The organism is Leminorella grimontii ATCC 33999 = DSM 5078, assembly GCF_000439085.1.
Taxonomy (GTDB): domain Bacteria; phylum Pseudomonadota; class Gammaproteobacteria; order Enterobacterales; family Enterobacteriaceae; genus Leminorella; species Leminorella grimontii.
Genome location: NZ_AUUA01000008.1, coordinates 57357 through 68987, shown reverse-complemented (window position 1 = coordinate 68987; position 11631 = coordinate 57357). Strand labels below are relative to the sequence as shown.

The following is an 11631-nucleotide window of genomic DNA, read 5'->3' as shown; positions in this document are numbered from 1 at the left end:
GCCCAAAGAATAGAACCAAGGCGAAGCGGCGGTGCTTTCTATGCCACCGTCCGCCCGTTAGCCGCGTTACTCGATCTTAAAGAACCGCTCATAAACGTTCTGTAGATGTTCGCGCATGCTGGCCGAGGCCCGCTTCGGATCGCGGTCTAAGATAGCCTGCCCAATGCGGGCGTGATCGACGTTCATATGCAGCGCCAGATCGGGATCGGCATAGTGGGCCTCCAGGCGAACGAAGCGCGTCGAGTTACGCTTATCCCACAGGTATTCCATCATGTCCCTCAGCACTTCATTGCCGCTCATTTCGCTAATCAGCAGGTGAAAGCGCTTGTCTTCGCGCAGGAAGTTCTCGTCGTTATCGCGCTGCTTCTCCAGATCCTGCAGCACTTCCACCAGCTCGGCGCGCTGATCGTCGGTCGCGTTGCGGGCCGCAAGTTCGGCCAGCATGGTTTCAAACACCTGCCGCGCCTTCAGGAGCGCCTGCAGGCTGAACTCCTCTTCCTGACGCGTCGCATCGGTTGGCGCCGCCTCTTGCGCACGCTCCTGCGGCAGCGGATTGGCGACGTATACGCCGTTGCCCACGCGAATTTCAATCCAGCCGGTCATCTCAAGGGCGATAAAGGCTTCGCGAATAGACGAGCGGCTCACGCCCATCTGCTTGGAGAGATCGCGCTCCGACGGCAGCGGCTCGCCCGGCAAAAACTGCCCCTTTTTAATGCAGTCAATCAACAGGTTAGATATTTGGCGATAGAGCCGTTCAACTTTGAGAGTAGGTAATTCCATTTCGCCCCTCCGGGAGCGGAAAAACGTTTATAGCTGTAAGCATATCACAATCTCCTGTTCCATCGGGGACGCGCCCCGGATCCCACAGGATCATAAATGTGACTATAGTCACATCAATCAGGTTCTTTTTCATGGATGATACCGATCGGTCCAGTGGCCGGACCATCATGCCACTGGACCAAAATTAATTTATACCGCCGACGCCAAAACGAACGTCGACGATAACAATAAAAATTCATGGGATTAGGACAAAACATGCAAACGAGCTCTCCTGATACTGTCATGCCTCTCGACGCGGCAAAAACGGCAAAGGTCCGCAGAATACAGACAATTTCTCTGATGTTGCTGTTCTTCGCCGGCATTATTAACTTCCTCGACCGCGGCTCGCTGTCCGTGGCAAACGAAGCGATCCGCGGCGATCTGGGCCTGTCCGCCACGCAGTTTGGCGTGCTGCTGTCGGCATTCTCTCTTTCTTACGGCATCTCACAGCTGCCTTCCGGCCTGCTGCTCGACCGCTTTGGTCCCCGCATCGTGCTGGGCGCCGGGCTGATCTTCTGGTCCGCTATGCAGGGCATGGCCGGCTTTGTGCACAACTTCTGGCAGTTCATCGCGCTGCGCATCGGCCTGGGCATTGGCGAAGCGCCGTTTATGCCCAGCGGCGTCAAGGTGGTCAACGACTGGTTTAACGTCAAAGAGCGCGGCACGCCGATGGGCATCTTTAACTCGTCCACCACCATCGGACAGGCGTTCGCTCCGCCGATTCTGGTCGCTCTGATGTTGGCCTTTGGCTGGCGCGCCATGTTCATCATCATCGGCGTTGCGGGCATCCTGATAGGCGTATGCTGGTACGCCTACTACCGCAACCGCGAAGAGCTCAACCTCGGTAAAGAAGACTTGGCCTATCTGAACGCCGGCAGCAAGCCTGCGGCAAAAACTCGCGTCACCTTCGGCGAGTGGGCTCTGCTTTTCAAAAAGCGCACCGTGTGGGGCATGATTTTAGGCTTCAGCGGCGTGAACTACACCGGCTGGCTCTATCTGGCCTGGCTGCCGGGATACCTACAGGCCGAACGCGGCCTGAGCCTGGCCAACACCGGCTGGGTAGCGGCGATCCCGTTCCTGTTCGGCTCTATGGGCATGCTGGTTAACGGCCTGGTAGCCGACCGTCTGGCCAGAAAGGGCTTCTCGCTGATGACCAGCCGCAAGCTGCTTATCTGCTTCGGCCTCGTTTGCTCCGCTGCCTGTACGCTTTTGGTCGTGCAGTCCACTACTACGGCAATGGCGGTCGCCTTTATCAGTCTGGCGCTGTTTTTCGTCCACTTTGCGGGCACCTCCTGCTGGGGGCTGGTGCAGGTCATCACGCCGGCAAAAATGGTGGCGTCAGTCAGCAGCATCCAGAACTTCGGCAGCTTTATCTTCGCCTCCTTTGCGCCGATCGTCACCGGCTGGGTGCTGGATACGACCGGTTCGTTCAACTGGGCGCTTATCGTCTGCTCCTGCGTGACGTTTGCAGGCGCATTGGCCTATTTCTTCATCGTGAAAGACCCCATCGAGGCCTGATAGCCGCCCGATGTTGCTAAAGAACACGTTTTTTTGAACAGTTTGAACAGAGGTATACATTATGGAACAAACATGGCGTTGGTATGGCCCGAACGATCCGGTCTCTTTGGACGACGTTCGACAGGCGGGAGCTACCGGCGTAGTGACGGCGCTACACCACATACCGAACGGCGAAGTCTGGACGGTTGAAGAGATTGAAAAGCGCAAGGCGCTGCTCGAATCGAAGGGCTTAACCTGGTCAGTGGTGGAAAGCATTCCGGTGCACGAAGAAATCAAAACCCACACGGGCAGTTATCAAAAGCATATCGACAACTACAAGCAGTCGATTCGCAACCTGGCCGCCTGCGGCGTTGACACCGTGTGCTACAACTTCATGCCGGTGCTGGATTGGACGCGAACCGACCTGGAATATGAACTGCCCGACGGCTCCAAAGCCCTGCGCTTTGACCAAATCGCCTTTGCCGCCTTTGAGCTGCACATCCTCAAGCGCGCGGGCGCCGAGGCCGACTACACCGAGCAAGAAGCGGCTCAGGCAAAGGCCTATTATGACGCCATGAGTCAGGCCGATATCGACAAGCTAACGCGCAACATCATCGCCGGGCTGCCCGGTGCGGAAGAAGGCTACACGCTGGACCAGTTCCGCAACCACCTGGCGACCTACGACGGCATCGACAAGGCAACGCTGCGCGAGCACATGGCCTATTTCCTAAAAGAGATAGTACCGGTGGCCGAAGCCTGCGGCGTGCGGCTGGCAGTCCATCCGGACGATCCGCCGCGCCCGATCCTGGGGCTGCCTCGCATCGTCTCCACCATTGAGGATATGCAGTGGCTGAAGGAAACCGTCGACAGCGTTTATAACGGCTTCACGATGTGCACAGGCTCTTACGGGGTGCGCGCCGACAACGATCTGGTGAAGATGATTGAAGCCTTCGGCGATCGCATCCACTTCACCCATCTTCGTTCCACCTGCCGGGAAGAGAATCCAAAAACTTTCCACGAAGGCGCGCACCTCAACGGCGACGTGGACATGTACTCGGTGGTGAAAGCCATCCTTGCAGAAGAAGCTCGCCGCCAAAAGGTCGGCGACCTGCGCAAGATCCCCATGCGCCCAGATCACGGCCACCAGATGCTTGACGATCTGAAGAAAAAGACCAACCCCGGCTATTCGGCTATCGGCCGCCTGAAGGGGCTGGCGGAAGTACGCGGCGTGGAGCTGGCGTTAAAACGCGCCTTCTTCCCGGAGCTTTCATAGCGCTGACGCTTAAACCCAATCCTGTTCTCAAAACCGCAGCGAATTCGCTGCGGTTTCTTTTAGAAATGTGACGCGTAAAAAAGAAAGCCACATTCATTAACTATTACTGCGAATATTATTGAAATACCCAACTATCCTTAAGCGTAGCGGCGCAGATAAAAACGGCGCGCCGAACGGATAAAACAAACGGGCACGACGAAAGCCCCAAACTTCAGGATTAGGATATGGACATTAACTTTCACTACTTCGCCGTAAAGTCTCTCGCGGTCAAAGCCGGTTTTTCCGCCGACGAATCGCAGCTTATCGCCAGCTATTCCCAGTTTGTCGACGACTACAACCGCGCGGGAACCGTTATGCTTGATAACGTGCCGGAGTTCGCCAGGCACCTGGCGAAAAAGGAAGGGCGCGGCTGGTGCTTTCACTGCGTAACAACCGGATTCTCCAGCTGGTTCGACTTCGCCAAGCTGCTCAGCCGCGACAATCAGCGCAATATCGCTATCCCCTTTCACTTTATTCCTCCTCAGCCGCTGAACGCTAAAATTCCTGAGGGCTCGCCGGACTGGCGCGTCGCGCCGGAAACGTTCGAGAAACCGACCGTACTGAGAGACCTGATGCTCTACGCCAAAGAGCGCTATCGGAACGCGCCTGCGGCGAGAGAAAACCTGATCCTGATAGGCCTGCTGCTGCACGTTTTTGCCGATACCTACGCTCACCAGAAATTTTCCGGCTTCGGCGGCTGGTGGAATCACGGCGTAGTGACGTCCTCTTACGACAATCTGGAACAAAGCCATGCTCCGCGCGTCACCGCTGAAGCAAACGGCGAACCCGCCGCTCTCGACGGCGGGCTGCCCTCTCCCTTCGTCGGCCACGCTACCTTTGGCCACTCGCCGGATGAGACCTTCCTCTGCTTTACCGCCCGGCAAAAAAAGCGCGACCATGCGCTTTTCGACCTGAAATACACGAGAGACAACACCGCCGAATTTTTGCTCTGCGCCCGGCGCCTGCTCAACTTTCTTCGCGACTGCCGCGGGCTGAAGGCGCTTTCTCAAAGCGAATGGGAACCGATAGGCGCTGCGGTGCGGCGGGGCTTTCTGACCAGGGAAAAAGAGCCGAAGAAGCTGGTTATCCATTGGCGTAAAAGCTTTCCCGATATCGACTACGACTATCGCGTCGGCGCGCTGTTGAGCCAGTCGTTAAGCCAGCCGCATCCGTCTTCGCTCGCCCGCGTTGCTAATTCAAACGCGGCCGTCGACCTCGTTGAGCGGGCCGTTAATGGGGAAAAGGCGTTGGCGGACATTTTTTCCGATGGCGATCCTTCTCTGGTTGAGCAAGAAGATGAAATTTCGACTCTGCCCAGAGAGATGGCTCAACTGAACGCCGCTAACGATTCGCTTCCCTCCGTGCTGACGAGGCAAACGCTCGCCGTCCACGGAGAGGACTTTTTCTGGTTCAACGTGTTTGCCAAACGGGTGAGAGACGCCGTAAAACGGGGCTTCGACAAATAACACAGCGCGTCAGTAGGAGTAAATTACGCCTAACGATATGGCGCGGCGGCCAAGCCGAAGCGGCCATAAAAAGGAGGCTTGAAATGAATACCCAACCGCTGATTTTCGCGATAAAGCGCGGCAGCCTCAGCGATGGCAAAGGGATCCGCAGCGTCGTTTATATTAAGGGTTGCCCCTTACGCTGCGCCTGGTGCCTTAATCCGGAGTCGTTTAGCGTTCAAAGCGGCCTTTCGTTCGACGAGTCCCTCTGCCTTTTCTGCGGCAAGTGTGAGGCGGCCTGCCCATCGGGCGCAATATCGATGAATATTGTCCCTCGCGTCAACGTTAACGCCTGCCGCCGCTGCGGCGCCTGTGCGGCTAGCTGCGTACCAAACGCGCTGCGTCAGGTGGGCGAAGCCTACTGCGATGACCGACTTATTGAACTGTTGGAAGACGATAAGGCTTTCTATGATATTTCCGGCGGCGGCGTCACTTTTAGCGGCGGAGAACCGCTGCTGTTTCCGCGCTATGTCGGGAGGCTGGCAAAGCGGCTGCAGCAGATCGACATTTCGGTCACTATCAAAACCTGCGGCCACTTTGACTATCGACGCTTCGCTCACTTTGTCGCGCCTCACGTCGATGAAATTTATTTTGACATCACGCTTATCGACGGCGCGGACCACCACCACTACACGGGCAAGCGCAATGCGCTTATTTTGACCAATTTGTCCCGGCTGGTTAATGAAACCCGTATTTCCATCATCCCCCGTACGCCGCTTATCCCCGGCATTACCGATACAAAACGAAATCTGGGGGGCATCACGCGGCTGTTGGAGCGCTACGGGCTGGCGTCACGACATAGGCTGTTACCCTACAACCGTCGCGTCAAAAAACGCCCGATTCTCGTTTAGGATAAATTCTCTCTAACGGAAAAGGCCCGCGGCTCCGCAGCCTCGTTACCGCTTCAGGTTCAGCTCGTCTATACTTATCCGACAGCGGCCTCGCGCCCGCTCGCTACGATTGGAGGTTATCATGATGACGCTCTCTTTCTTTCGCGCTAACGTAATCGGCTTCGCCGTCGCGTCGCTGCCTACCCTTTCGAACACTTGCGCCCCCAAATGCACAGAGCGCCGGCCAAAGCCGACGCTCAAAGAGAAAGACAAGCCGGACACTCCGCTTAGCTTTTAGGCTTTACGTTCAGCACGTAAGTGCCTTTATAGGTGCCTAACCCATAGGTTTCCGTCTTTCGCGCCGAAACAAAGCGAATATAAACGCCGGAAGTGTCGGAGGGAATATCGGAGATCGTCGGATAGACCGACGCTTCAGCGCTAAATCCCGTGCTGCTGTCCCCTCCGGTTTGGCTAAAGCGCCAGTAGGCGCCCAGTGGCATGATGACGGCCGGATCGTCGGTTTTGGTTAAACCGCCGCCCGCAGGCGCAATCAGCTCAAGGCTGACCTTAGAGGCATTACCGATGAAGTGAAACGCTTTGGTCATGCCCTGCATATAGCCGTCTTTATCCTCCAGCTTAAGCTGAACGGCGCCTTCGGTAACGTCAGTGTTGCGGTCGTAAACAACCCGTACGCTGGTGGCTATCTCTGCGGTCACTTCGATAGAGGTTCTTACCGTTACAACGGCCGACAGCGGCTGGGAAACGAGCAGCGCCAGCGCGATGAGATATTTTCCTATTTTCATTCTGTTTTCCTTGGTTGGCGTGGCTTTCGTTTACAGTTCCGGCGTAACGACGGCGGTAAACGTGTCGGAAAAATGCGTTCCCCCCTTCAATCCTGCAAGATCTTTTCCTCGCAGCGTGAAGGTGATATCAATCATTTGGGTCGCGCCCGGCGAGCTGCCCAGCGAATAGCGCAGCTCGTCGCGATAGCCTATCGTCTGGCCGTTAACGCTGACGGAATAGGGGATATATCTGTCGACATTTTCATGACCATACATGCGGAAATCGGCGTTCGGCGCCCCCTTCGCTGACTCGAAGCTGAGCTTGAACGGTATAACGACGGGCGGCGCGGTGAGGGTCCGACCGACGACCAGCGTCGCCGTTTTTCTACTGTCCATCCCGGTGGCGACCTCGTTAAACGTCGCCGCGTCGGCCTTGATGAACGAGGCGGTCAATATCGCGGTATCCCCCCTAAGCGATCGGGGGAAAGACAGATATACGTTATTTGCCTGCACCTCTCCGCCAGCGTCGCTCAGCCGTACTCGTCCCAGCAATACTCGCTGTCCTTGATAACGACTGAGATCGGCCCTGTCGTCCAGCGTGATTTCAGGCGCATCCCCCTCTGCGCTGCCGCCCAGAACAAATCCAATAGCGCTGTCGCCGCTGGGCGCAGCAAAGCTTATCGGGTTGCCGCACAGATAGTTTTTCTCATAGCGGTAAGGGCGTTGGCTAAACATGGCAATCGGGATCCGCACGCCGCTGAGTTCGCCGTTACCGGAAATAAATCGCCCTAGGCAAACGCCCTGGCCTGCCGCCGATACCTGTCCGCTCAGCGTCTCTCCGGCAGAAACCGCAGCCGTATAGTAAGAGGGCCCTAGCGGGCTGGAACCGCCTTCCCTTACTACCGTCGCGCGATAGCCGCCTGCGCCGTTTCTCTCCACGTTGACGATCACATCGCCACGCCCCTGGGCCTCTGCCGCCGATGCAAAATTGGCGCATGGTCCGACTGCACTAGCCAAAAGCGCTATCGATATTAGGCGTAGCCCGTATTTCGCATCGTTTCTCATACATCACCCCTGCAATGAACAGTTAACGTAGCGGTAGGTTTTCCCATCAACCTCAAACGCCAACTCGCGGCTCGCCTTCACGCTCCTCGCCTGACCGGGATAGACGTTGACATCTTCGTAAGCGGCGCCGTCGGCTTTCACGTTACGCACTTCGGTTCGGCTGTTGCCCAGCGCCTCGAATCTGTAGCTTCCGCCTTTGCAGTCGACCTTAAACTCCTGGCTTAGAGAGCCATTTGGCAAATAGCGGATCAGCACGTCATAACCGATAGCAAAACGCACCTTGCCCGGTTCAATGGCATCTTCCGGATAGCTTGGGCGCACGCGCAGGCGGTAAATCTGCTCTTTTTCCACCGGTTTTAGCGTCATAACGCGGATCTTTTTCTGTTCGCCGTAGGGAACAACCACCTTGGTCGGCGAGAAAATAAGCGTCGGGTCTGCCTTTTCCAGCTCCCGCTCAACCTTCTCCTTCGTCTCTCCCGGATTGGTTACGCGAAACAGATCGAGCGTGACAAACTCATACTTCTCCTTGTCCGCCGATGCGGGGAAAGAGGACTTAATCGTGATGTAGTTTTCCCGCGGCGTATCCATTCTTATCTGTTTGATAATCGGCACGACCTCTATTGCTGACGCAGAGAAAGCGGACGTTGCAAAGACGGCAGCCAGCCACACCGGCTGAAAGTTAAATTTGTTCACACTCGACTCCGTTAAGTTGAATTACTCCCCGTACGCTTTTAGCCTGCCCCTCGTTAACGCGGCACTCATACTGCGAGTCGCCGAGGCGCACCTTCAGCATTTCCAGCGTCTCTTCAGCCTTCATCATGAAGTCGCCGATAAAGAAGCCGGATTCATCAGAAATACCGTTACTTCCCACTACTCGGGCGTTAGCCAGCGGCCGGCCGTTGTAGTAAATCCTTCCTGTCACCGTTTGGTTTTTCAACGCGCTCAGCGTCACCTTATATGCCTGACCGGGCAGCACGTGGGTTGATTCGTTTTTAGCCGTCACGTTATAGAGGTTGTTTTCGCTGCCGGTAAAAACCTGCTCGGCGCTGGTATCGATCTTGGTGTAGGGCTGAACGCTGACCGTCGTCACCTTTCCACCCGGTACGATTACGCTGCCGCTGTTGCTGTTGCGCAGTTCAAAGTGTTCGTTTTCAGGCAGTGACGTGGCGTCAACCACCAGCGCGCTCTGGTCCATCACGGTGCCGTAAGCTACCGCGCCGTCACCGATGGCAAAACCGCTGCGCTGCGTGACAAAGCTCTGACGGTACCGGTCGTTGCTAAAGGATTTATTGGTGCCGACTGAGGTATAGCCAAACCGGTTATTGACCGTCAGGCTGCCGCCGACGCTTTCGTTAACGCCAACCTCATCCGACGCGGTGAGATACAGGTTATAGCGCCCGCCGCGATCGAATTCGGGGTTGTTAAGCGTCAGGGCATAGTCGGCGCTGTAGGTGCCGTCATCGTCGCCGCGATCGGAGTTTCGCGCCTTCAAATAGAGTGACTGGTAGTGGTTATAGCGGCTGTCTATCAGGCCCAGAGTAACCTGACTATAAATTTGATGATCGCGCTTGCTGTCGTCGCCGTCATAGACGTCTTTCCCGGTATGGTAGCCAGCGTCCAATCGCAGGTTGACGTTTCTGCTCAGTTGGAAATCGCGGTTAACCAGAACGTCGAACGCGTCCTGCTTGCCTTTATTATCACGACCGCCGCTGCTGTAAGAAGTGGCTCGGCTGTAGTCGACGCCAAAGCCGATTCGCCACGGCAGATAGGTCCTCATGCTCAGCTGCAAATACTCGCTGTCATAGGTAGGAATAATGCCAAACCTGCCGTAGTCTTCCTCGTCGCCGTTAAAAACGCTCTTGCGGTAAGTCACGTTGAAGCTGGTGTTGTCGAAGGTTTTCGTTCCCCCGACGCTGTAGCCATAAGAACCGGCATCGCCGTAAATGCCGTCGGCATAGAGCCTCTCAAGCAGCAGAAAGTTAACCGGCATATCCACGCTGGCGTTGCCGTAGGTCAAACTGTTGTCACTGATAACGCCCGTACCGAGAGACACTGCGTTTTCAGTGGTATAAGAAACCGCCAGGCTGCCGAAGTCGTTATTTTTGACTTCGTTCTTTTTGCTGTTCTTTTGGCAGTCTCGGCCGCACTGCCCGAGAATGTCGCTCATTTGCCCATCATAGCGGCCGAGCTGAACCAGATACTCGACGTTGCCGGCACGGAAATCGCCGTAGCGCTTATAAAACGGCTGAATTTTTCGCTCTTCGCTGCCGTTGCTAAGCTTTGACACCAGCGTGATGTCATACCCTCCGGTAGGCCAGCGGTCGGTTTTGAGCTCCTGTACGCCCGCGCCAAGCTGCTGCATATCAATCAGTTTGCCCTGGCGGTATATTTCGACGGTACCGGACGTCGGCATATAAAGCGTTACGGGAGAGGATGCGCCCGCGTTACGACTGCGGTAGTAGTCCGACAGATAGCCCAGCGATACGCCGTCAAAGTTGACCGGGTTCATGAAGCTATAGGACATGGACGGCGTACTGCCCGTCAGGTTATTGGTAATATTTTGTCTACCGACTTTGTAGCGAACTAACCGATCCTCAAGATACAGGGCAGCCTCATCAAATATGGTGCTTCCCCCTTGGGATACGCTCCAGTCTGCATTCAGGTAGCTATTGCCGGTCAAACTAAGAGTATCGTTGGACATCAGGTTGAAGTTAGAACCATAGCTATCGTCAAAGTAGTTCAGACTCTGGCTGTGGACGAACCCCATACGGTTTTGATAGTCGATAAACGGGTTGCCGCCCTTGTCGCCGAGCTTTGACGACAGATAGGTGGCCGGTAAAACCAGCGTAAGGCGCGCCTCGCTTTCATTAATGTAGGCCGTTACCAAAGGCTGAGGAAATCCCAGTTTATTCACGCGCGCAAGCGGTTTAGACAGCGCCTCTCTTAGCGCGGCCTCATCGACAATAAGGCCCGGGATCGACGCGGACAAAACGCGCCCGGCAACGTTTGCCGGATCCTCCAGCGTGACGGAGGACATGGTGTAAGCTACGGCGAAAGTACCAACGTTAACATCGGCAACGATCACATCCAAAATGCCGACCGCCTCTGAGTTAAACACTTCATCAAACCCTTGGGGTAGCGAAATGGAGGGGAGCGTCGTCGCCGTCGGCCAAACCGTTAAGGGAAATAGCGTAACTATCACGCCCAAATAGAGGTTAAAATTATTTTTACTGTCCATGTGTTATCCATGCCGTCGTTTTTGCGCTCCGCAACAGGGCCGACACCAAACTTTTGCGGACGTCGCTTATAATATGGGCGTGACTATCATCGTAAACTGGCCTATATAGCCACCGGCGCCATAATTATCGGCGCGCTCTTTTGATTCGAAAGTCACCTTTAACCCGTTGTCTTTACTTCCTTGACTTAATTGCGCTAATACCGGAACGATGCGCTCGTTTTCTGCTCTCGTTTGTGAAGCGTTCATCGTGAAATAGCCATTAAGCGGCATTTTAATGTCCGGAGCATCTTTGGAAGTCAATTCAAACGGGCTGCTCTCCATAATAATTTTTGCCTGGCTTACGTTTCCAACCAGATAAATATAATCCGAAGTATTGATATATTTTCTTGTGCCCGCATCAACGTAGAGAGGAAAATTAATTTCTCCGGAAGTTACGTCAACGCCCTTATAATAAATAACGATCTTAGCCGGCATATCCGCATCAACGGTGACGTCAATACTCGTTCCCCTCCCGGCTGAAAAAGCGCAGAAGTGGATGCCTAACAGGGCCAATAAAATTCGTTTATTCATTTTCATCGCTCTA

General features: G+C 55.3%; 11 protein-coding genes. 4 read left to right on the top strand and 7 right to left on the bottom strand.

Annotated features, from left to right (window positions below; all coding sequences use genetic code 11):
• Window positions 1–66 precede the first annotated feature (66 nt).
• The gene (locus G544_RS0112020; protein WP_027274837.1) at window positions 67–780 is read right to left on the bottom strand and encodes a FadR/GntR family transcriptional regulator; all 714 of its coding nucleotides are present in this window, start codon (window positions 778–780) and stop codon (window positions 67–69) included.
• Window positions 781–1035: 255 nt separating this feature from the next.
• On the opposite strand from G544_RS0112020, the gene G544_RS0112015 reads away from it, so the two are divergent.
• The 4 genes from G544_RS0112015 (at window position 1036) to G544_RS20450 (ending at window position 5984) form a co-directional block, all read left to right on the top strand.
• Window positions 1036–2337 (top strand): MFS transporter, encoded by a 1302-nt coding sequence (locus G544_RS0112015; protein WP_036023955.1) that lies wholly within the window; start codon window positions 1036–1038, stop codon window positions 2335–2337.
• 61 nt (window positions 2338–2398) lie between these two features.
• A complete protein-coding gene (gene uxuA, locus G544_RS0112010) occupies window positions 2399–3589 on the top strand; it encodes a mannonate dehydratase (RefSeq protein ID WP_027274835.1) in 1191 nt (396 codons plus the stop codon).
• Window positions 3590–3813: 224 nt separating this feature from the next.
• Window positions 3814–5094, top strand: a complete 1281-nt coding sequence (locus G544_RS0112005) for a DUF6765 family protein (protein ID WP_027274834.1) — start codon at window positions 3814–3816, stop codon at window positions 5092–5094.
• Between the two features lie 83 nt (window positions 5095–5177).
• On the top strand, window positions 5178–5984 hold the full coding sequence (locus G544_RS20450; RefSeq protein WP_051155722.1) for a glycyl-radical enzyme activating protein: 807 nt from the start codon (window positions 5178–5180) through the stop codon (window positions 5982–5984).
• A 45-nt stretch (window positions 5985–6029) separates the two neighbouring features.
• On the opposite strand, the gene G544_RS22195 is transcribed toward G544_RS20450, so the two are convergent.
• The 6 genes from G544_RS22195 to G544_RS21345 form a co-directional block, all read right to left on the bottom strand.
• Window positions 6030–6236, bottom strand: a complete 207-nt coding sequence (locus G544_RS22195; RefSeq protein ID WP_154656331.1) for a hypothetical protein — start codon at window positions 6234–6236, stop codon at window positions 6030–6032.
• 14 nt (window positions 6237–6250) lie between these two features.
• Entirely contained in the window at window positions 6251–6766 is a 516-nt protein-coding gene (locus G544_RS0111990; RefSeq protein WP_027274833.1) for a hypothetical protein, read from the bottom strand.
• Between the two features lie 30 nt (window positions 6767–6796).
• Window positions 6797–7810 (bottom strand): hypothetical protein, encoded by a 1014-nt coding sequence (locus G544_RS0111985; RefSeq protein ID WP_134389187.1) that lies wholly within the window; start codon window positions 7808–7810, stop codon window positions 6797–6799.
• Between the two features lie 3 nt (window positions 7811–7813).
• On the bottom strand, window positions 7814–8503 hold the full coding sequence (locus G544_RS0111980; RefSeq protein ID WP_027274831.1) for a hypothetical protein: 690 nt from the start codon (window positions 8501–8503) through the stop codon (window positions 7814–7816).
• A complete protein-coding gene (locus G544_RS0111975; protein WP_051155721.1) occupies window positions 8490–11048 on the bottom strand; it encodes a TcfC E-set like domain-containing protein in 2559 nt (852 codons plus the stop codon). The genes G544_RS0111980 and G544_RS0111975 overlap by 14 nt, the downstream gene beginning before the upstream one ends.
• A gap of 66 nt (window positions 11049–11114) precedes the next feature.
• Window positions 11115–11618: a hypothetical protein gene (locus G544_RS21345; RefSeq protein ID WP_027274829.1), complete on the bottom strand. Its 504-nt coding sequence runs from the start codon at window positions 11616–11618 to the stop codon at window positions 11115–11117.
• Window positions 11619–11631: the final 13 nt, after the last annotated feature.

Coding starts and splice junctions, on each gene's coding strand:
- uxuA (WP_027274835.1), top strand. CDS start 2,399: ATGGAACAAACATGGCGTTGGTATGGCCCGAACGATCCGGTCTCTTTG.
- G544_RS0112015 (WP_036023955.1), top strand. CDS start 1,036: ATGCAAACGAGCTCTCCTGATACTGTCATGCCTCTCGACGCGGCAAAA.
- G544_RS0111990 (WP_027274833.1), bottom strand. CDS start 6,766: ATGAAAATAGGAAAATATCTCATCGCGCTGGCGCTGCTCGTTTCCCAG.
- G544_RS0112005 (WP_027274834.1), top strand. CDS start 3,814: ATGGACATTAACTTTCACTACTTCGCCGTAAAGTCTCTCGCGGTCAAA.
- G544_RS0111985 (WP_134389187.1), bottom strand. CDS start 7,810: ATGAGAAACGATGCGAAATACGGGCTACGCCTAATATCGATAGCGCTT.
- G544_RS0112020 (WP_027274837.1), bottom strand. CDS start 780: ATGGAATTACCTACTCTCAAAGTTGAACGGCTCTATCGCCAAATATCT.
- G544_RS21345 (WP_027274829.1), bottom strand. CDS start 11,618: ATGAATAAACGAATTTTATTGGCCCTGTTAGGCATCCACTTCTGCGCT.
- G544_RS20450 (WP_051155722.1), top strand. CDS start 5,178: ATGAATACCCAACCGCTGATTTTCGCGATAAAGCGCGGCAGCCTCAGC.
- G544_RS0111975 (WP_051155721.1), bottom strand. CDS start 11,048: ATGGACAGTAAAAATAATTTTAACCTCTATTTGGGCGTGATAGTTACG.